General features: G+C 35.9%; 22 protein-coding genes. 16 read left to right on the top strand and 6 right to left on the bottom strand.

Features of this window, described 5'->3' with window-relative positions:
• The first annotated feature begins 319 nt into the window (after positions 1 to 319).
• Positions 320 to 907 carry a hypothetical protein gene (locus tag CD138_RS01860; RefSeq protein WP_019167761.1) on the top strand — a complete coding sequence of 196 codons (588 nt, stop codon included), beginning with the start codon at positions 320 to 322 and terminating at the stop codon, positions 905 to 907.
• A gap of 44 nt (positions 908 to 951) precedes the next feature.
• Here CD138_RS01860 and CD138_RS01855 read toward each other — a convergent pair whose 3' ends face one another.
• Positions 952 to 2,304 carry an aspartate kinase gene (locus tag CD138_RS01855; RefSeq protein ID WP_019167760.1) on the bottom strand — a complete coding sequence of 451 codons (1,353 nt, stop codon included), beginning with the start codon at positions 2,302 to 2,304 and terminating at the stop codon, positions 952 to 954.
• A gap of 191 nt (positions 2,305 to 2,495) precedes the next feature.
• Between CD138_RS01855 and CD138_RS01850 the strand changes: the two genes are divergently transcribed.
• From CD138_RS01850 to CD138_RS01835, 4 genes are all read left to right on the top strand, one after another.
• Entirely contained in the window at positions 2,496 to 3,779 is a 1,284-nt protein-coding gene (locus CD138_RS01850; RefSeq protein ID WP_019167759.1) for a homoserine dehydrogenase, read from the top strand.
• A 5-nt stretch (positions 3,780 to 3,784) separates the two neighbouring features.
• Positions 3,785 to 4,849, top strand: a complete 1,065-nt coding sequence (thrC, locus tag CD138_RS01845; protein WP_019167758.1) for a threonine synthase — start codon at positions 3,785 to 3,787, stop codon at positions 4,847 to 4,849.
• Positions 4,849 to 5,769, top strand: coding sequence for a homoserine kinase (gene thrB / locus CD138_RS01840; protein ID WP_167414231.1), 921 nt, complete (start codon positions 4,849 to 4,851; stop codon positions 5,767 to 5,769). Before thrC ends, thrB begins: the two co-directional genes overlap by 1 nt.
• 177 nt (positions 5,770 to 5,946) lie before the next feature.
• Positions 5,947 to 6,750, top strand: a complete 804-nt coding sequence (locus CD138_RS01835) for a Cof-type HAD-IIB family hydrolase (RefSeq protein WP_019167756.1) — start codon at positions 5,947 to 5,949, stop codon at positions 6,748 to 6,750.
• Positions 6,751 to 6,829: 79 nt separating this feature from the next.
• Here the strand turns inward: CD138_RS01835 and CD138_RS01830 are convergent, their stop codons facing one another.
• From CD138_RS01830 to rpmG, 3 genes are all read right to left on the bottom strand, one after another.
• A complete protein-coding gene (locus CD138_RS01830) occupies positions 6,830 to 7,144 on the bottom strand; it encodes a hypothetical protein (protein ID WP_019167755.1) in 315 nt (104 codons plus the stop codon).
• Positions 7,145 to 7,320: 176 nt separating this feature from the next.
• Entirely contained in the window at positions 7,321 to 8,772 is a 1,452-nt protein-coding gene (locus CD138_RS01825) for an amino acid permease (protein WP_019167754.1), read from the bottom strand.
• A 349-nt stretch (positions 8,773 to 9,121) separates the two neighbouring features.
• Complete coding sequence (gene rpmG, locus CD138_RS01820; RefSeq protein ID WP_014613994.1) at positions 9,122 to 9,271, bottom strand: 50S ribosomal protein L33; 150 nt, start codon at positions 9,269 to 9,271, stop codon at positions 9,122 to 9,124.
• A gap of 171 nt (positions 9,272 to 9,442) precedes the next feature.
• On the opposite strand from rpmG, the gene rpsN reads away from it, so the two are divergent.
• From rpsN to CD138_RS14120, 4 genes are all read left to right on the top strand, one after another.
• Positions 9,443 to 9,712: a 30S ribosomal protein S14 gene (rpsN, locus tag CD138_RS01815; protein ID WP_014613993.1), complete on the top strand. Its 270-nt coding sequence runs from the start codon at positions 9,443 to 9,445 to the stop codon at positions 9,710 to 9,712.
• Between the two features lie 85 nt (positions 9,713 to 9,797).
• On the top strand, positions 9,798 to 10,775 hold the full coding sequence (gene guaC, locus CD138_RS01810; protein WP_019167753.1) for a GMP reductase: 978 nt from the start codon (positions 9,798 to 9,800) through the stop codon (positions 10,773 to 10,775).
• 12 nt (positions 10,776 to 10,787) lie between these two features.
• Positions 10,788 to 11,798 (top strand): CAP domain-containing protein, encoded by a 1,011-nt coding sequence (locus tag CD138_RS01805; RefSeq protein WP_019167752.1) that lies wholly within the window; start codon positions 10,788 to 10,790, stop codon positions 11,796 to 11,798.
• Positions 11,774 to 11,950: a hypothetical protein gene (locus tag CD138_RS14120; protein WP_167414217.1), complete on the top strand. Its 177-nt coding sequence runs from the start codon at positions 11,774 to 11,776 to the stop codon at positions 11,948 to 11,950. Before CD138_RS01805 ends, CD138_RS14120 begins: the two co-directional genes overlap by 25 nt.
• A 63-nt stretch (positions 11,951 to 12,013) precedes the next feature.
• On the opposite strand, the gene lexA is transcribed toward CD138_RS14120, so the two are convergent.
• Positions 12,014 to 12,637 (bottom strand): transcriptional repressor LexA, encoded by a 624-nt coding sequence (gene lexA / locus CD138_RS01800; RefSeq protein ID WP_019167750.1) that lies wholly within the window; start codon positions 12,635 to 12,637, stop codon positions 12,014 to 12,016.
• Positions 12,638 to 12,781: 144 nt separating this feature from the next.
• Between lexA and sosA the strand changes: the two genes are divergently transcribed.
• From sosA to sbcC, 7 genes are all read left to right on the top strand, one after another.
• Entirely contained in the window at positions 12,782 to 13,015 is a 234-nt protein-coding gene (gene sosA / locus CD138_RS01795) for a DNA damage-induced cell division inhibitor SosA (protein ID WP_019167749.1), read from the top strand.
• Between the two features lie 269 nt (positions 13,016 to 13,284).
• The gene (locus tag CD138_RS01790) at positions 13,285 to 13,521 is read left to right on the top strand and encodes a DUF896 domain-containing protein (protein ID WP_019167748.1); all 237 of its coding nucleotides are present in this window, start codon (positions 13,285 to 13,287) and stop codon (positions 13,519 to 13,521) included.
• 104 nt (positions 13,522 to 13,625) lie between these two features.
• Complete coding sequence (gene tkt / locus CD138_RS01785; protein WP_019167747.1) at positions 13,626 to 15,611, top strand: transketolase; 1,986 nt, start codon at positions 13,626 to 13,628, stop codon at positions 15,609 to 15,611.
• A 157-nt stretch (positions 15,612 to 15,768) separates the two neighbouring features.
• Positions 15,769 to 15,996 carry a YneF family protein gene (locus tag CD138_RS01780; protein WP_014613986.1) on the top strand — a complete coding sequence of 76 codons (228 nt, stop codon included), beginning with the start codon at positions 15,769 to 15,771 and terminating at the stop codon, positions 15,994 to 15,996.
• 202 nt (positions 15,997 to 16,198) lie between these two features.
• The gene (locus tag CD138_RS01775) at positions 16,199 to 16,666 is read left to right on the top strand and encodes a CcdC family protein (RefSeq protein WP_019167746.1); all 468 of its coding nucleotides are present in this window, start codon (positions 16,199 to 16,201) and stop codon (positions 16,664 to 16,666) included.
• Positions 16,667 to 16,821: 155 nt separating this feature from the next.
• Entirely contained in the window at positions 16,822 to 17,943 is a 1,122-nt protein-coding gene (gene sbcD / locus CD138_RS01770) for an exonuclease subunit SbcD (RefSeq protein ID WP_026066795.1), read from the top strand.
• Positions 17,944 to 17,945: 2 nt separating this feature from the next.
• Positions 17,946 to 20,978: an exonuclease subunit SbcC gene (gene sbcC / locus CD138_RS01765; protein WP_019167744.1), complete on the top strand. Its 3,033-nt coding sequence runs from the start codon at positions 17,946 to 17,948 to the stop codon at positions 20,976 to 20,978.
• Between the two features lie 289 nt (positions 20,979 to 21,267).
• On the opposite strand, the gene mscL is transcribed toward sbcC, so the two are convergent.
• Entirely contained in the window at positions 21,268 to 21,627 is a 360-nt protein-coding gene (gene mscL, locus CD138_RS01760; RefSeq protein WP_019167743.1) for a large conductance mechanosensitive channel protein MscL, read from the bottom strand.
• Between the last annotated feature and the right edge of the window lie 125 nt (positions 21,628 to 21,752).

The raw sequence follows: 21,752 nt of genomic DNA, 5'->3' as shown, positions 1-21,752 counted from the left end.
GTTATAATTCGAATGTAGGAGTGACATTTTTAATAGCTTACAATGAAATTAGATATAATTCAACGCAAAAGTATGAATATTAATGATTTTTGTTATTAAATTTGTCGAAACTAAAAACCTTTTTGTTTTATAGATAATAAAGATGTTGTTTGATTTGAATGTGTCATCATTATTGGTTGAGAGTATTGATTAAAGTACAGGTTGATTAGATTTTAATGTGAATGCATATGTGTTGCAGCTAGGGCATTCATTGAACAAACTCAATTAATTTAGTATAATTAAATATGACTGTAAGCGTTTTCTGAGGAGGTGGAATCATATGAATACATCCAAAAAAGAACAAATGGAATATTTGGTACAGACATTGATCGATCGCGTACCTCATGCATTTAAATTTCACGGTGAAATGGCAACGCATTTATTTTTAAACGATCAACTCTATTTTGATGAAAAAGTTGAAATTTGTGTTAATCGAAATGCGTTATCGAAAATTTTACGTGTGATACCCAAATCATTTTCGATAACTGGTATGAATAGCATGGGAAAACCACTGCCGTGTGAAGATGTGCAACACCACCAATTGTCCTCCGTAGAAGTATATGATCATAATGAGTTATTAATGAACATTATTATTTATGATGTAGATAATGAACTTTGGCTGTTTCGACTCAATCATAATGTTAGAATCCCTGAAAAATACATCTACTATCATTCACTTAAATGGAAAGTGGATTATATTAAACCTGAAATTGTGTTGATGTATTTATTACATGAACCATTTAACGATAAAAAAGTCCCATTTTATCGTCATTTAATCGATAAAATGAGTTACTTTCAATTTGTGACGTTAAAAGTGGCAGTGGGAGAAGATTTATTAAAACGTGTAATTACAGAAAGAAGTACCTAACGTGAATGACAATACGATTCAGCGCTAAGTACTTCTTTAAATTTTTAACGATTATAACAATTTTCATAGCATGCTTTTACAGCAGCATCAGCATCTTGAGTTGAGATTCCGAACATCATCGAAATTTCGGAAGAGCCTTGGTTCATCATTTTTAAGTTGATACCCGCTTGTGCTAAAGCATCAGTAATTTTATTTGCTGTACCGACTGTTGCGCTCATACCTTCACCAACAATCATTAATATTGCTAAGTCGTGTTCAACATTAAGTTCGTCAATTTCACAATAATGACGAATTTCCTCTAAAACTTTCTGCTCTTTGCCAGCCAGTTGACTTGAACGCATAATAATACTGATATTGTCGATTCCTGAAGGCATATGGTCGAAAGAAATTTGGTGTTTTTCCAGTATTTTCAAAATTTTAACTGTAAAACCAACCTGTCTATTCATTAAATATTTTTTGATGTTGATACTCGTGAAGCCTTTGTCGCAACTAATCCCAGATACCACTTTGTCATGATTGATTTGACGGTCATGAACAATATACGTCCCCAAATCATTCGGGCGATTCGTGTTTTTAATCACGACTGGAATGCGGTAGCGATAAAGCGGTTGTAATGCTTCGTCGTGAAATACGCCAAAACCAGCGTACGAGAGCTCACGCATTTCGCGATACGTAATTTCAGGAATCACTTCAGGATGTTTGATGACAGTAGGATTGGCACGGAAAATACCCGACACATCCGTAAAGTTTTCATATAAATCTGCTTTAACACCTCTAGCGACAATGGCACCTGTAATGTCAGAACCCCCACGTGGAAAGGTCACAATATGGCCCGACTCTGAATAACCGAAAAAGCCAGGAATGATAATTTTTTTGTTTGTATTTCTAATCTCTTTTATTTTATCGTAACTCGATTCTAATATTTGTGCATTACCCGGATCATCCGTCACAATGATGCCTGCTTCTTGAGGTGATAAGTATATCGTAGGAATACCTTGTTCATTATTATATGCAGCGATAATCTGTGCATTGAAGTTTTCACCTGATGATTTTAAAGCATCGAGTAGTCGTTCAGGTTGATCTTTTAAAGTTGCAATATGTGATTCGAGTGTACGATCAATCTCAGTGAGTATATCTGTTTCTAACGGTAATTCATCTATAATATCTTTAAAACGATTAAGGATTTCTTGTTTTTTATGAGTATAATCGAGTTGGTTAATCACTTTTTCATACAACCTAATGAGTAGATCGGTTGTCTTCACATCATCACTATAGCGTTTACCAGGTGCGGATACGATAATAATACGTCTTTCTGAATCACTATTCACGATATTTAAAACTTTTTTAATCTGTTCAGCTGATGCGACTGAACTGCCTCCAAATTTTGATACTTTCATAACCTTAGACAACCTTTCTATAAAATGAGATACCTATTCAAATTAACCAAAACTAATGGTAAAATGGAACTGTCTTTTCTAAATTTTTAGAACTTTACAAACTTTGTGAATGAATTTATACTAAACCATATTTACATATATTTCAATAGAACATGAGTAATTTCATCAGATTTGATTTGGAGGGAAGATAAATGAAACAGCTTAATGTTGCATTATTAGGATTAGGGACTGTCGGTTCAGGTGTCGTTAAGATTATAGAAGAGAACCATCAGCAAATTAAAGAAACGATACAAAAAGATATTCAAATTAAACATATTTTGGTTCGAGATAAATCAAAAAAGCGGCCACTGAACATTTCACGTTATCATTTAACGGAAGATGTGAATGACATATTAAATGATAACGAAGTGGATATTATCATTGAGGTGATGGGTGGTATTGAACCGACAGTTGACTGGTTAAAAGCAGCATTAAGTCAACAGAAACATGTGATTACTGCCAATAAAGATTTATTAGCGGTACACCTTCGTGTCTTGGAAGATTTAGCTGAAGCAAATGGTGTTGCGCTTAAATATGAAGCAAGTGTCGCTGGGGGCATCCCAATTGTCAACGCTATTAACAACGGATTAAATGCGAACAACATTAGCAAATTTATGGGAATTTTCAATGGTACTTCTAACTTTATATTGACAAAGATGACTGAAGAAGGCGCACCATATGAAGCCGCATTGCAAGAAGCACAAGCACTTGGTTTTGCTGAAGCAGACCCAACTGATGACGTTGAAGGTATCGATGCAGCACGTAAAGTAGTGATTACATCATATTTATCATTCAATCAGGTCATTACATTAAATGACGTTAAAACAGAAGGAATCAGTGGTGTGACACCGCAAGACATCGATGCCGCAAAGGCTTTAGGATATAAAATTAAGCTCATTGGTAAAGGCTCCTATGCGCAAGGTAAAATTGATGCTTCCGTACGTCCAACACTTATTGCAAATACGCATCAACTCGCAGCAGTCGAAAATGAGTACAACGCAATATACGTGATTGGTGATGCAGTGGGTGAGACAATGTTTTACGGTAAAGGTGCAGGAAGTTTAGCAACAGGTTCTGCAGTTGTGAGTGATTTACTGAATGTTGCATTACAATTCGAATCGAACTTGCACACATTACCGCCTCACTTTGAATTAAAAACTGAAGCAACGAAAGAAATGATGGACGATGGTGAGACTGTAACATTAAAAGATAAAGAAAGTTACTATTTTGTCGTGAATACACCTGAAGTGCCACTCAAACAAGTGGAAGCGACTATAAAAAGTCACTTACCATTCCATAAATCGCTCCAAGTCATTGAACTCTCACCGACAACATTTGCAGCGATTGTGGTAGGCATTGATACTGAACCGACATCTTATGTTGAACAAGAAGCCCAATATCAAGTTGAAAAAATTTATCCAGTTGAAGGAGTTTGATGAGTATGAAATTATGGAAAGGTCTTGTTGAAGAATACAAAGCATTTCTGCCAGTAGATGAAAACACGCCGAAAGTGACATTAAATGAAGGACACACGCCACTCATTTATTGTGATACGATTTCAGAAATGTTAGGCATTGAACTGTATGTCAAATATGAAGGTGCTAATCCAACCGGTTCATTTAAAGACCGTGGAATGGTGATGGCGGTAACGAAAGCGAAAGAACAAGGCAAGAAAATGGTCATCTGTGCCTCAACTGGGAATACATCTGCTTCTGCTGCGGCATATGCAGCGCGTGCAGGTTTGAAAGCGATTGTCGTAATCCCTGAAGGTAAGATTGCATTAGGGAAATTATCACAAGCGGTCATGTATGGTGCGGAAATCATCTCAATTGAAGGGAACTTTGACGAAGCATTAGAAATTGTTAAAGAAGTGGCTGAAGATGGAGAAATCGAGTTAGTGAACTCAGTCAATCCATATCGTATTGAAGGTCAAAAAACAAGTGCCTTTGAAATTGTTGAGCAATTAGAAGATCAAGCACCAGATATTTTAGTGATTCCTGTTGGTAATGCCGGAAATATTACAGCTTATTGGAAAGGTTTTAAAACATATGAGGAGAAATATCAAACAGGTTTACCACAGATGTTTGGATTCCAAGCGGCTGGAGCAGCACCTATCGTTAACAACCAAGTCGTTAAAAATCCTGAAACGATTGCAACTGCGATTCGTATCGGTAATCCAGCAAGTTGGAAGCAAGCAGTTCAAGCAATTGAAGAATCAGATGGCCTGATTGACGCGGTCACTGATGAAGAAATTTTAGAAGCCTATCAATTGATGACATCTAAAGAAGGGATTTTCAGTGAACCTGCAAGTAATGCATCTATTGCAGGACTGATTAAATTGCATCGCCAAGGAAAATTGCCTCAAGGTAAAAAAGTGGTCGCAGTATTAACGGGGAATGGTTTGAAAGATCCAGATACAGCAATCGGGTTATTAGAAAATCCAATTCAAGCATTACCTAATCATAAAGAAAGTATCGTTCAATACATTAAGGACGCGTTAAAATGATAAAAAGACAATTGCATTTAGAGATTCCGGCTTCAACGGCGAACTTAGGCTGCGGATTTGATTCCATTGGCATGGCCCTTAACAAATTTTTACGTATTGATGCGCATGTGATTGAGGGAGAGAAATGGCGCTTTATTCACAACGGTCCACATCTCGTTGGCTTGCCTGAAGACGAAACCCATTACGTTTATAAAATTGCACAACAAGTCGCTGCGGAATATGATGTGACTTTACCCGCACTCGAAATTAATATGTACAGTGATATTCCGTTAGCACGTGGCTTAGGTTCATCTGCTTCAGCGTTGGTAGGGGCTTTATTCATCGCCAATTATTTTGGAGATATTGAGTTGTCACAGTACGAATTATTACAATTAGCGACGCAAATTGAAGGGCATCCAGATAATGTTGCGCCAACGATTTATGGTGGATTAGTCGTGGGCTATCACCATGCTGAGACAAAGGTCACGCGTATTGCACATATTGAAGTACCAGATGTGGATTTCATCATTTCAATACCCGAGTACGAACTTGAAACAGTAGAGGCGAGAAAAGTTTTACCAGATAGCATTACACATCAAGATGCTGTCAAATATAGCGCAATTAGCAATACAATGATTAGCGCTTTTATTCAACATCATTATGAACTTGCGGGTCAAATGATGGAACAAGATGGCCTACATGAACCGTATCGTCAGCATTTAATTCAAGACTTTGAAGCGGTTAAAAGAATTGCGCATGACCATGATGCTTATGCGACTGTCATTTCCGGTGCTGGTCCAACCATTTTAACCATGATTAAAAAGGAAAATAGCGGTCCACTTGTGCGAGCGTTACGACGACAGGTTGAAAATTGTCATTCTGAGCTTGTGACAGTGAATACATCAGGTGTTGTATCGAAAGTGACGCATCACTTTAATTGAATGATAGCTATTGAAAAGACTAGGGGAACTTAAATGTCTCTTAGTCTTTTCTGTTATTTCGCATTGAAATAAGAGCATTATAAAGATTGATAGTTGCGCGTCAATGTAAGCTTCTTTCATTTTGAATTTACTGCTGTTTAGTGTAAGATAAAATCAAATTGAAAGGAGTTTTTCGAGATGAAACCAGATTTAGTCGTGATGGACATGGATGATACGTTAATGACTTCCGAAAACCGTGTCTCTGATAAAACAAAAGCATATCTATTATTGCTTCAAAAAAATGGCGTAAAAATCGCACTTGCTTCAGGGCGTCCAACAGCGGGGATGATACCGACTGCCAAGGCATTAAAGATGGATGAATTTGGAAGTTATATCATGAGTTATAACGGTGCACAAACCATTGAACTCTCTAGTGAAGAAATTGTTTCGAAAAAAGTGATTGAAAAAGCAGAATTCGATAAAATTGTAGACTTTTGCCGTGAACATAAACTTTTCGTATTAACTTATCATGATGATACGATTATTTATGAAGGTGAACATGAATATATGAATATTGAATCTGAATTGACTGGACTTCCAATGAAAAAAGTGGCCGATATTAAAGACTATATTCAAGAAGCGGTACCTAAAGTCATGGGCGTCGATTATGAAGACCATATTGCAGAATTGATCAATCAAACGAAGGGCGAATTTGATGAGGATGTTGACATGACAACAAGCAAACCATTTTTCCTTGAATTTATGAGTAAAGGTGTATCTAAAGGTGAAGCTATTAAAAAATTAGCAGAACGTTTAGATTTAGATGTTAATAAAATGGTTGCTTTCGGGGACAGTGCGAATGATATCGAAATGTTTAAAGTTGTCGGAAAAGCAGTGGCGATGGATAATGCGTCAGACGAAGTGAAATCTTATGCACATATGATTACTAAAAGCCACGATGAAGATGGCATTCCATATGCATTAGATCAAATATTGTCATAATGAGGCGCATGTAGCATTTGAATAGCTGTTTAATGTAATAAAAAAGAAGTGCCCTTCAACAGAGCACTTCTTTTTTTAGCTATTTCGCGGTATGTGTCCATTCATGTTTGCCACGGTGACGCTTAATATGTGCGTACACTTGGTCTGCTGCATAATCTAAATTTGTGTAAACGGTGATGGCAAATGCCGATTGAGACGGCTCAAAATCAGTCTCCAAATACAACTCTTTTAAATGTTGAAACAAACTTTCCATTTGTTCGTGCGTTAAACTGCTGTATTCTCGTAAAGTACGTTTCAACAAATTCCCATTTTTCTCTTCTAAAACTTGTACCACAATGACAAAGCGTTCTTCAGTCTTTAAAACATCATCGAAAAGGTTTGTTTGTCCTATCATCACGTGCCCACCTTTACAATTTATTAATTTAATTATACATGAAATGACAATATGTAGGAAACGGAATATACATATTTTTTAATAAAATGCGCACCTTTATATGCAATTGGATCGTCATCGTTGGCAGAAGCGTGAACTAAAAAAGAGCCCTGAAAACAAGGCTCTTTAGCTCAATACTATTCGCGATAAGATTCATGTTCACTTAAATCGATTTCTTCAAGTGGAATAATACGTGTTTTATGAATCAACTTATGAACAATATAAACGAGTATTAAAATGAAAATAGGTAAAAAGTTTTGCGCTAATTTCGCTAAATCAAAATGAACAAAGGCTTCTGCTGAACTACCGAAAATTAAAAATAATAATGTGGCGATAACGATAATTGGACCTACCGGGTAAAATGGTGCTTGGTAAGGTAACAATTGATTAATATCTTTGTTTTGCTTTTTAATCGCGCGTCGTAATCTGATTTGTGCAATAATACTTGAAGCCCAAACAAATGTGACGAGGGCACCGATAATGTTGAGTAAGCCCATGACACTTTGTGGATTAAAGTTTGCGTAAATTGTTACAGCTGCAATAAAAATAAAAGTTGTATATAAAGCGCGTAATGGCAATTGTGAACGGCTATTAATTTTACCTAAAAATTTTGGTGCTTGTCCGTCTTGACTTAAAGAGTACAACATACGACTTGTCGTAAAGACACCTGAGTTTGCAGCTGAAAGTAATGATGTTAAAATGACCGCATTAATGACAGAAGCTGCAAAAGCGATACCGACTCTATCAAAAACAATCGTAAATGGACTTTGTGCGATAGAACCACTTTGATTCAGTAATGTTGGGTCTGTATAGGCTAAGATGGCTGAAATGACTGCGATAGACAATACATAGAATAATAAAATTCTCCAAAAAACTTGTTTGATTGCACGTGGCATTGATGTTTTCGGATTATTTGATTCTCCTGCTGTTACTGCAACAACCTCAGTCCCACCAACGGAAAACCCTGCAATTAATAAGACACTTAAAAATCCAGAAATGCCGCCAACAAATGGTGCTTCGCCAGTTGTAAAGTTTTTAAAGCCATAATAATGCCCACCTAAAATACCGAAAATCATTAAAATACCTAAGATAATGAAAATAATGATTATGACGACTTTAATTAAAGAAAGCCAGAACTCAGCTTCACCAAACGCTTTAACAGTAAAGATGTTAATTAAAAATAATAATACTAAAAAGATTAAACTCCATACAAGCGGTGAGAAGAAATGAAATGCATCCCAATAATTGATGACACTTGATGCAACGATAATATCAACACTTGTGACTAAAGACCAAATTGTCCAATATAACCAACCCATCGTAAAACCTAAAGATGGGTCTACAAAACGATTGGCATAACTACTAAATGCCCCAGACACAGGGTAAAAAGTTGCCATTTCTCCTATTGATGACATTAAAAAGTATAACATCACCCCGATAACTAAATAGGCTAGTATTGCACCGCCTGGACCAGCTTGTGCAATGACACCGCCAGTTGCGACAAAGAGCCCTGTACCAATCGCGCCCCCAATGGCAATCATTGTAATATGCCTTGACTGGAGACCTCTACTTAAATTCTTTTCTTCCATACATATCTTCTCCTCAACAGTTAGCTTTCTATATATTTTACTTGTAAAGAGGGTGAGTTTCAATAAAAATTTGTGACTTTAAAGCGATAAAATATTTTAGCGGTTGAAAAAGTGTATCAAACAGTTCGTGTAAGATGGATACTTGCATCAAGCAATCATATGTATAAGCAATTTGTAGTAAATATGAAGAAAAGATGCATTATGATAAAGTAAATAAAAAAGTCAAATGATGTACAATATCATTTGACTTGTGTCGTATTTTAATTATAAGCAAGGTGACGCGTGCGAATGCATAGATAAACTTGCGAGAAAGCGTCGCATCATCAATGCAAGTGATCGTCCACTATGATTATTTTGTTTCTCTGTGTAGAGTGTGTTTGTTTAATCTTGGGCAATACTTCATCATTTCAATACGCTCAGGATTAGTTCGTTTGTTTTTAGTTGTGATGTAGTTACGGTCACCACATTCAGTACATGCTAAAGTTACGTTTACGCGCATGACTAGTCCCTCCTTTTCAAATTGAAACTATTACGATTTATTATTTTAGCACGTGCCAGGCGTTTTGCCAACTCTTTTTTAATTTCATTGATTAAAGTCTTGCCAACTGGAAGAAACTTATGCTAATATGTAAAACGTAATGATTACGATTTATAAGGAGTGTTCATATAAATGGCTAAAAAGTCGAAAATTGTAAAAGAACAAAAAAGAGAAGCATTAGTCGCAAAATATGCTGAATTACGTAGAGAATTAAAAGCAAAAGGTGACTACGAAGCATTAAGAAAATTGCCGAGAGATTCATCACCTACACGTTTAACACGTAGATGTAAAGTAACAGGTCGACCTCGTGGTGTGCTACGTAAATTTGAAATGTCTCGTATTGCTTTTAGAGAACACGCACATAAAGGTCAAATTCCAGGCGTTAAAAAATCAAGTTGGTAAAGTGTGCCTACCCCTCTTTATTTTACTTTATTCCTTAAAGATAGTATATTATCAAAGGAATAATGTGATAAAGGGGCCTTTTTTTATGAAAATTTTTGATTATGAAGACATTCAACTCATCCCGAATAAAAGTATCGTGAAAAGCCGTTCAGAAATCGATACATCTGTTCAGTTTGGACCGAAACGTTTTAAATTGCCAGTTGTGCCAGCCAATATGCAAACTGTCATGAATGAATCCTTAGCTGAATGGTTTGCACAAAATGATTACTTCTATATTATGCACCGATTTGATGAAGCTGCACGTTTACCATTTGTTAAAAAAATGCAAAGTAAAGGATTATTTGCTTCAATTTCTGTAGGCGTCAAACCCGGAGAATTTGATTTTATTGATGCGCTAAAAGCAGAGCATTTAACACCAGAATATATAACGATTGATATTGCACATGGTCACTCAGATCAAGTGATTGAAATGATTCAATATATTAAGAAACACTTGCCAGAAGCTTTCGTCATTGCAGGAAATGTCGGTACACCTGAAGGCGTGAGAGAACTCGAAAATGCAGGTGCTGATGCTACGAAAGTCGGCATCGGTCCTGGTCGTGTATGTATCACAAAAATTAAAACTGGATTTGGGACAGGCGGATGGCAATTAGCAGCAGTCAATCATTGTAGTAAAGCAGCCCGCAAGCCTATTATTGCAGATGGTGGTATCCGTACACATGGCGACATTGCTAAATCCGTACGCTTTGGTGCATCAATGGTTATGATTGGCTCACTCTTTGCTGCTCATGAAGAATCACCAGGCGAAACTGTTGAAATTGAAGGTAAAAAATATAAAGAGTATTTTGGTAGTGCATCGGAATATCAAAAAGGTGAACGTAAAAATGTTGAAGGTAAAAAGATGTTTGTTGAACATAAAGGATCACTTCAAGATACGCTTATAGAGATGCAAGAAGATTTACAGAGCTCGATTTCTTATGCAGGTGGTAAAGACGTAGACGCATTAAGAAAAGTAGATTATGTCATTGTTCGCAATTCTATCTTTAATGGAGACCGTGACTAAAAGGAGTTGTTGATGATTAAAAGATTTCTCTCAATAACCGTTATTGGTATCATTCTTATATTACTCATACCTATTCAACCGAATGAAACATTTTCTAAAATTGCTGCACCGATTACACAACAAATCGATCAACTTGTAGAAGGTAAAACGAACGAAATCGCACTTAAAAAACCTAAATCGCAAAATTTTGCAATTAGAAATATTCAGATGAACATGAGTCGTGATGAAGTTGAACAAAAACTCGGTCAACCAGAGTCAGAAATCGGGAATGAATACGGTACAAAATGGAAAGTTTATCATCAAGACTTTAGTAACTTTGTGATGATCAGTTATATGGATAATAAAGTGCATGGGTTATATACAAATCAAAACATGGTGACATCGAAAAGTGGTGTGAAATACGGGACACCTAAAGAAATGGTGCGTAAAGAACTCGGTCAACCAATCAAAGGCATTCAAAAAGGTCGCACGATATACGAAAATGATAATGATGAGTACGATATTTTTGATAAGGACGGGATTTATACAACAGTATTTTATGATCAACATGAAAACGATCAATTAACAGGTTTGATGCAAATCAGTCACCAAATGGAAAATAGATTGAACAGTCAATATGCCGCGCCTTCAAAATATCTGCAAGAGAGTTTTGAAAAAGAAGATTACTATTTATTAAATGCGCAAAGAGTTCAAAAAGGATTACAACCGCTAAGTTATTCAAATCAATTGGCTCAGACTGCGCGTAAACATAGTACAGATATGGCTGAAAATCAATTTTTTGATCATAATAATCAAAAAGGAGAATCCCCATTTGATCGTATAGAGAAGGACGGCCATCAATACCAGACAGCAGCTGAAAATTTGGCATATGGTCAAACAAGTGCGATTTTTGCACACCATGGCTTAATGAACTCAAGTGGTCACCGTAAAAATATTTTGAATGAAAATGTCAATACAATTGGAATTGGTGTCGATTTTAATGCGCAACGCCAGCCATATTGGACGGAAAATTATATTGGATAAATGTTTTGAAAGATGTAGTTTGGGGAATATCACAGTTGGAAGTGATTCAAATGACATCAAAGCAGAAGAATTCAAAACAAATTAAAATTAATGAAAAGCAAGCAGCAGAAGACATTTTAATAAAAGTGAAAAAAATTCTGAATAAAGATTAGAAAAAGTGGACCTTACAGTTAAGTTGTAAGGTCCATTTTTTTGAAGGAGTGGTGGACGTTAAATTACATTTCTCTAAACAAGCCAATGACTTTGCCTAACACAGTAACTTGTTCCAGATAAATAGGTTCTAAACTACTGTTTTCTGGTTGTAAACGATAACGATTTTTCTCTTTATAGAAACGTTTTACAGTAGCTTCGTCTTCTTCTGTCATTGCAACAATGATGTCCCCGTTTTCAGCAATCGATTGACTTCTAACAATGACTTTATCTCCGTCTAAAATACCAGCTTCAATCATACTATCTCCCACAACATTAAGGATAAAAATCTGACCGTTATGTGTTGACGTAAAATGTTCGGGTAATGGATAATACTCTTCAACATTTTCGATAGCAGAAATCGGTGTCCCTGCAGTAACTTTACCGATGACAGGTACATAAATCGTTTCCTCCATATTTACTGGTTCGCCCATCAATTCATTCACGATTTCAATAGCGCGTGGCTTGGTAGGGTCCCGTCGAATATAGCCTTTTTCCTCTAATCTTGATAAATGTCCATGTACAGTTGAACTCGAAGCTAATCCCACTGCCTCTCCGATTTCACGAACACTAGGTGGATAGCCTTTTGTTTGCACGACGTGTTTAATAAAATCAAATATTTCACTTTGTCTTTTAGTTAATTCTCTCATTTTCCACACTCCTTCTCAGTACTATTTATTGATATTATAACATACCACACGAACATTAACAAACGTTTGTTCGTTTTGGTGTTGACATAGAACATTCGTTCTGTTAGATTATTAATACAAACAAACGTTCGAGGAGTGGAGAAGATGCTTCATATTAAATATACAGAGATTTACTTGTTTTTATCAGTATTTATCATTTCTTTAATCTTATTTTTATCATTCTTTTTACTCGCTAATGATGCCAGTAAAACAGAACAAACGTACGAAATGACAGACCATCAACTTAAATCGACACAAACAGAACAACAACAAAAATACGAACAGAAACACAATCATACAAACGAACAGTCCGTTGTCGCTGTGACACTGAGTCATTAAATGATCGATACAAAGACTATAGAGAGAAAAGGTCATGCCATCTCTTCTATGGTCTTTTTCTAGTTTCTTCTTTAATATAGGTAAAACTTTATCAAATAACGTGTAATCAAATTTTAGAGAATGAGATGAGTTATCGTTCGAGTAAAATTTGATCAATCGTTAAATGTGTAATCCGTGATAGCGCTTACTTTTGAGCCGAGTTCAAGCATTTGGTTTTATAACATTTTTCTGTTATATTTTTGTAAAGAAAATCACGGAGGGGAGCTCATATGCTTAGTAAAGAAAAATTAGATAGAATTAATGAACTTGCAAACAAAAAGAAAAATGAAGGTTTGACTGAAACAGAAGCCAAAGAACAATCTCAATTAAGAAGTGAATATTTAAATGTTTTTAGAAGTAGTTTTAAGAGTCAAATCGAAAATACAAAAGTGATTGATCCGGATGGTAATGACGTGACACCTGAAAAACTAAAAGAAGTACAAAAGCAAAATCAATTGCGTAGTTAGTATTTTTGAATATAATGGATAACGCGGTACCATTTATTAGGCTTCAGACATTGTTTCGGTTATAATGTAACTATGATATGGAATGAGAAAGGAAGGATTTTTAAATGACTCAACGAAATGATAGCTTAGCTATAAATACAATACGTGGATTAAGTATTGATGCTATTGAGAAAGCAAATTCAGGTCACCCTGGTTTACCAATGGGGGCTGCACCAATGGCGTACACTTTATGGACACGCCATTTAAACTTTAATCCAAATTCACATGAATATTTCAACAGAGACCGCTTTATTTTATCAGCAGGTCACGGATCAGCATTGCTTTATAGTTTATTGCATGTATCTGGTTCACTCGAACTTGATGAATTAAAACAATTTAGACAATGGGATTCTAAAACACCTGGACACCCTGAGTATCATCATACACAAGGTGTAGAGATTACAACTGGACCACTTGGACAAGGTTTTGCAATGTCAGTAGGTATGGCAATGGCTGAAAAACATTTAGCAGCTAAATTCAACAAAGATATCGACGTTGTTGATCACTACACTTACGTATTAGCATCTGATGGTGACTTGATGGAAGGGATTTCACATGAAGCTGCTTCACTTGCAGGTCACTTAAAGTTAGATAAATTAATTACCCTTTATGATTCGAACGATATTTCTTTAGATGGCGAAGCTTCAAAAGCATTCTCTGAAGATATTAAAAAACGTTTTGAATCATATGGTTGGAACCATATTCTTGTTAAAGATGGTAATGATGTTGAAGCAATCGATAAAGCGATTGAAGAAGCTAAAGGTCAAACAGGTCCAACAATCATTGAAGTAAAAACAATCATTGGTTATGGTTCACCAAATAAATCTAACAGTAACGCTTCACATGGTGCACCACTTGGTGAAGAAGAACGTAAGTTAACATTTGAAAGCTACCAACTTGATCCTTCTAAACATTTCCATGTTGAAGATGAAGTTTATGACATTTTCAAATCAACAATGATTCAACGTGCTGATGAAAATGAAAAAGCATGGAAAGAAAAAGTAGCACAATATGCTGAGAAATATCCTGAATTATATCAAGAGTTCCAAGATGCAATTGCAGGTAAATTACCTGAAGGCTACGAAAAAGAGCTTCCTCAATACGAACTTGGTCACAAAGGAGCTTCTCGTGCTGACTCTGGTGATGTGATTCAAGCATTAAGTCAAGCAGTACCGACTTTATTTGGTGGTTCAGCAGACTTAGCATCATCTAACAAATCAAATGTTAAAAACGAATCAGACTTCTCCGCTGAAAATGGCGTTGGTAAAAACGTATGGTTCGGTGTACGTGAATTCGCTATGGCTGCTGCTGTTAACGGTATGGCTGCACACGGTGGTTTAATCCCATATGGTGCGACATTCTTCGTATTCAGTGACTATTTGAAACCAGCATTACGTTTAGCAGCAATTATGGGCTTACGTTCAACATTCATCTTCACACATGACTCAATTGCTGTTGGGGAAGACGGTCCTACTCACGAACCAATTGAACAATTAGCTGGTTTAAGAGCGATTCCTAACTTAAATGTGATTCGTCCAGCTGATGGTAACGAAACACGTGTAGCTTGGAAAGTGGCTGTTGAATCTAACAACACTCCAACTGCATTAGTATTAACACGTCAAGGCTTACCTGTATTAGATGTAGAAGAAGCAACAGTTGAAGAAGGCGTAAGAAAAGGTGCTTACGTTGTATATGAAACTGAAAAAGCACCAGAATATGTTTTATTAGCATCTGGTTCAGAAGTAAGTTTAACTGTAGACGTTGCTAAAGCGCTTGAAGAACAAGGTAAAGGCGTACGTGTTGTGTCAATGCCTAACTGGAATGCATTTGAAAATCAACCTAAAGCATACCAAGATGAAATTTTATTACCACATGTTGAAAAACGTGCAGCTGTTGAAATGGCAGCCTCATTAGGTTGGCACAAATATGTGGGTATGAACGGTGTCGTTGTAGGTATCGACCGTTACGGTGCAAGTGCGCCTGGTGACTTAGTGGTTGAAAAATACGGCTTCACTAAAGAAAATGTTTTAGCTGAAATCGAAAAATTATAATTGCATCTCAAATAGAGTCAACTATACAGTCGAGCTCGATCAGTCGATTTTGAGCTCGGCTTTTCTTATGGATTTTGATATAAATTTCTGTTCCATATCTTGAAAAGCATACATAATTTTAGTAAAATGCAAAAGGATAAAGAAAGTGGGTGAAACTATGGCTACATGGTTAGCAATTTTATTAATTGTTATTGCACTTATCGGTGGATTAGTTGGGGGCTTTTTCTTAGCTCGTAAATATATGATGGACTATTTAAAGAAAAACCCACCAATCAATGAAGAAATGTTACGTATGATGATGATGCAGATGGGACAAAAACCATCTCAAAAGAAAATCAATCAAATGATGACAATGATGAACAAAAACATGGATAAAAAAATGTAATGTTCTTAAATGTTAATGATAGCAAAGATTTGTGCTGAAATTGAAAAGCGCTTATCCTTTGCTATTTTTATTTGGAGTAAGATGCTGATTTAGCTATCATTGATTTTCATATTTTAGAAATGGTGCGTTCAGGGCATTACTCATTTCGCGCGCCATGTGATATACTTATTGGTATCTTTGGATCATGTTAGGAGGAGCAGCGTTGACGTATTTAGTTATATCCATACTCATTGCATTTGTGATGGGTGCAGGTGTTATTGTCATTAGAATGAAGGCGCAAAAATATCCAGTAAATACAAAGAAAATTATTTTGCCTCCTTTCTTTATGGCTACGGGTGCAGTAATGTATGTCGTCCCTTATTTTAGATTAACTGGCTTTGAAATCATTGAATCAGTCGTTTTAGGGGTTGTATTTTCAAGTGTGCTCATCATGACCTCACATTTTGAAGTCAAAGGTAGCCAAATTTATTTAAAAAAATCAAAAGCATTCCCCTTTGTATTGGTGACGCTACTACTGATACGTACAGTATTGAAAGTCTTTTTAGGCAATTCTATAGACCCTGGGGAGTTAGCAGGCATGTTCTTCTTGCTTGCATTTAGTATGCTGGTACCTTGGCGACTTGCAATGCTTTATCGTTATAAAAGAATCAAAAATCAGCTTGTCGCATAATTTGAATGTTATTGACCTTTGCAGTGAAAATACTGCGAGGTCTTTTTCTATAATTAGGCCTGTGCAAAATGAGGATGAAAAGCTACATCATTAACTTGAAATGTAATTCAGCATGCTATAAAATAGAATCGAACATTTGTTCTGAGGTGATGAAAATGAAATTAATACATACAGCAGATTGGCATTTAGGTAAAGTTTTAAATGGTCATTCATTTTTAGAAGATCAGCAATACGTTTTACAACAATTGATCGATGCCCTTGAACGTGAACAACCAGATGTGCTCATTATTGCTGGAGATATTTATGATACGGCTTATCCGAGTAAATACGTGATTCAACTGATGGAAGAGACGATTGCAAAAATAAATTTAGACATGCAAATTCCAATCGTGATGATAAATGGGAATCATGATGGTAAAGAACGTCTACGCTATGGTGCATCTTGGTTTCGACATAATCAACTTTATATTGCAACAGAAATTGAACAGTTTTTTGAACCTGTCATCTTAGGGAACGTGGCCATTTACACGCTACCATTTTTTACGTTATCTGAAGCGCGTGAGTATTTAGGCGTTGCTGTAGATTATTACGAAGAGGCAGTAAAACATTTAGTAGATCAAATACGTCCACAGTTAAATCCTACAATGACAAATATACTCGTAGGCCACTTTACACTTACAGGTGCGCCGAAAAGCGACTCCGAACGTGACATTACTATAGGAACTATTGAAGCTGTGTCTCCAAAATTTTTGTTGGATTTTGATGCAGTGATGCTCGGTCACATTCATCATCCTTTTGCGACCCAGTATCAAAATGTCGTTTATAGTGGTTCACTGTTACAATACTCGTTTTCAGAAGTACAACAAGCTAAAGGAATCCGTCTATTCCAAATTGACTCCGAACAAGCAATGCGACAAAGATTTATTCCTTTAAAGCCAAATCGAGAGTTAGAAGTTGTGGAAGCAAGTTTTGATGATATCATGAATGGCCGTTTTAAACGTAAAAGTGATGACAGTTATTTTCATTTTAATGTTGAACAATTAACGCATGTTCAAGATCCAATGCAGAAGTTGAAACAAATATATCCGAATACATTGTCATTAACACAACAAGTGCAACCATCTTCTAATCAGTCTAAAGCACTGACAAATGTCAAAAAGTTATCACCATTAGATATAGTGGAGCGATTTTATTCTGAAATGACGACCGATACGTTATCTAAAACGCAACAAAGTCATATTGTACAGTTGTTAGAATCGATGGATGAGGAGGAATAATCATGAAACCATTAAAATTACATCTTCAAAATTTTGGACCATTTTTAGATGAGACGATTGATTTCTCCCGTATCCAGTCCAATCAACTGTTTTTAATTAGTGGTAAGACAGGTTCAGGGAAGACGATGATTTTCGATGGGATTGTGTATGCTTTATACGGTCGTGCATCTACGGAGAAAAGAGAAGTCAAACATTTAAGAAGTCATTTTGCAGATGCAACAAAACCATTGACCGTGACATTTGAATTTGAAGTATCGGGACATGTCTATAAGGTTGTTCGAGAAGCTTCATTTTTAAAACCTGGCAATAAAAATGAAACTAAACCTAAGCTTGAAGTGTACCGTTATGAGGCAGGGCAGTTTGAACTCATAGAAAGTACGATTCAAGCAGGTGAACGCTTCATTTTAGAGCTCCTTAAATTGAAACAAGATCAGTTTAGACAGCTTTTCGTATTACCTCAAGGTGAGTTTAAAGAATTTTTAGTCTCGAATAGTACAGATAAGCAAACCATTTTAAGAACGCTTTTTAACACCCAATTATATGATGTATTGAAAAATCGACTCACTGATAAAACAAATCATATGAAAAATGAAATTGACCAAATCTATACTAAAATACAAAGTGGATGGGACGAATTGTATACGTTAGATCATCCCGATTTGTTAGTAGAAAAAGGTCTTAAAAGTGAGCAATATGATTTAATGATCGCAGCATTGCCTCAATTTGAAACGATTGCACAACAACAAGTCTCAGAAGTGCAGCGAGAAAAGCAACAAGTAGAAAAAGTGTTGAACAGTGTGAATGCAGCAGTAGAACGTCAATTATTGCGTCAACAGCTATCAGAACAACAGCAACAATTAAAGGTAGCGCTTAATCAATTTGAAGCACGTCAACCACGTATTCAGCAACTTGAAACGCAATTAAAGTTAATAAATGAAAGTAAAGTGGCGCTTAAAATGTATCAAAATCTTCAAGAAATTGAAGAAACATTAAAGGCACAACAACAAGAGCATCAACAACAGCAAACTGAAATCAAAAAATTAGAAGCACAACAGGTTGAATTGCAGCAAGCGCTTGAAAGCCATTTGTTAAAAGAAGATGAAATGAATCAACAAGCACAGTATCTTGAACGCACACGACATTTTTATCAAGCATGTGACCAATTGAAAGATAAATCTTCACGTTTGACAATCATTAAAGAAACGACGCAAAAGTTAAGTCAACAGAATGACTTGGAGATACAAAAGCTTGAAGCGATGGATAAAGACGATCTTGAACGCCAGCCTAATTATGAACAAAAATCACAATTACAAGGTGAACAGGCAACGTTAGTAGAAAAGATTGCAACATTACGAGTCGCGCAAAATAACGCAATGATTCAAGCACGGCAACAAGAACAGCTGCAAAACGAGACTGAGGCATTAGATCGAATCAATGCAGAAATCGCTCAACATCAGGCGAATATTCAAGTGATATCGGATAATGAACAACAACTGTTGAACCATGAGCAAGCGGTCATGACACTACGGGCTACATTAAACCAAAATGAGCCATGTCCTGTATGTGGTCAAACGGTACATGTTCTGGAAACTGATGCGGATATAGAGCAAATTAAAAAGATTCAAGAAGCAAATCGTGCCATTGAGCAAGCAATTACAACGCTCAATGAACAAAAAATTAAAAGTGAAGCGAATATCTCACATACGAGAGCACGGCTTGCTGAAATCGGTAAAGTTGATTTTAATGAAGCGCACCCCAAATCAGCTGAAGCGGAACAAAAGGAAATCAAACAGCAACTCGAAGTTATCGATCAAGAAAATTCACGTATTGCAGCCATCCAAGAAGAAGTCAGCCGAATTAATCAAGTCATCGATGAAAACAAGCAGCAAATACAATTGTTGATGAAAGAACAGGAATATATTCAAGAGCATTTGGAGAAATTTGCTGCGGAAACTGGATACAATGATATTGATACATTCAAAGCCGTTTTTAGCAAGATGCAATCTACTGTGAATCAGTTTAACCAAGATAAAACAACACTCACAGAACGACGGGATCAACTTGCCACAAAGTTAAGAGAAAAGCAATATGAACTCAAATTGCGCGCACATCAAATTGACGAACGTAGAGAACAAGTTAAAACTTTGGATGTGGATATTGATGAAGCATTAAAAGCATTAAACATCCAAAATCGTGCAACATTACTAGAGATTTTACAAGACAGTGTTCATAAAGATGCGTACGAAGAAGAAGTACAAACGTTTTATCAAGAAAAGCAAACAGTAGCGCTTAAATTACAAGATGTGTCTCAGCAACTTTCGAAAATCAATGTTGAAAATATCGATGCTTTAAAAGCAAAACAACAAGAACAACGAGAAGCTTTTGAAGATGTGCAGAGACGCTTTAATGAATATGCATTTCAAGCGACGCAAAATCAAAAAACGGCGCAAAAAATTAAGGATGAAGTGGCATACTTAAAAAACACACTCAATGAGCAACTAGAGTTATTCCAACTGGCTGAGATTTTGAAAGGTAAAAATGCACACAATCTGACCTTAGAAAATTATGTATTAATGCATTATCTAGAACAGATATTGTTGAAAGCGAATCAACGTTTACTGAGTATGACTGGACAGCGTTATGAATTAGTGAGGAATGAGAAAAAAGGAAGAGGCTTCAGTGGTTTAGAGATTGAGGTATTTGATTACTATTCCAACCAAGCGCGTCATATCACATCGTTATCTGGCGGAGAAACGTTCCAAGCCTCACTTGCATTGGCATTAGGATTAAGTGAAGTTGTTCAAAGCGAACAAGGGGGCATTGCGTTAGATGCGATGTTTATTGATGAAGGATTTGGAACGCTTGACCAAGAAACATTAGAAACAGCGCTCGATACATTAATTCAATTGCAATCGAGTGGCCGCTTAGTCGGAATTATTTCACATGTTTCAGAATTAAAAAATCGAATTCCAATTATTTTAGAAGTGGTTTCTAAAAATTATCAAAGTACAACACAGTTAAGAAGTAATGAATAGGCGATGATTGGTGCACAAGATGCAAATATAGCCCATGTTTCTTTGTAGATGCTCCCATCAATCATCATTAAAGTGCATAAGACAAACCAGTTTAGCATTTGTTCGACGCAAATGAAAAAACCACCGATGCTGCTAAATTCAAAGGCATGGGTGGCTTTTTTCGATAATATTTTAGAAATTTTGTTTCAATCGGCAATCAAGGCGTAATGCGATAGTTTTGTTTTATAATATTGTTGCATATAAAATGAAGCTGAGAAAATTGAATTTCACAGCTTCATCGCAACGTGTATTATTGATTGTTTTTACGTAATAAATCACGAATTTCAGTTAATAATACGATATTTTCTTCAACGACAACTTCTTCTTCTTTCGGCTTTACAACTGTATTTGCAATTTTAACGAAAATAAATAATGCAAATGCGATAATGATAAAGTCGATGATAGATTGGATAAAGATACCGTATTTAATACCATACATTGACCAGTTTTGCGCGAAGTCAACTTCACCAAATAATAAACCGATTAATGGCATGATGATGTTTTCAACTAATGATGTAACGATTTTATTAAAAGCGGCCCCCATGACAACAGCGATTGCTAGGTCAAGCACGTTACCTTTCAATGCAAAGTCCTTAAATTCTTGTAGCATGTTTAATCACCTCTACTAGCTAAAATTTTGAATAACAAAAATGATTATACACTAAAGCAACATTATTGCAATATAAAATTTTCATAAAAATCCTTACATTTCTCAGTACATTGATTATATGATAA

Source organism: Staphylococcus intermedius NCTC 11048, assembly GCF_002902385.1.
GTDB lineage: Bacteria > Bacillota > Bacilli > Staphylococcales > Staphylococcaceae > Staphylococcus > Staphylococcus intermedius.
Note: the sequence above shows the minus strand (reverse complement) of the source record. Positions and strands in the feature narration are given on the sequence as shown.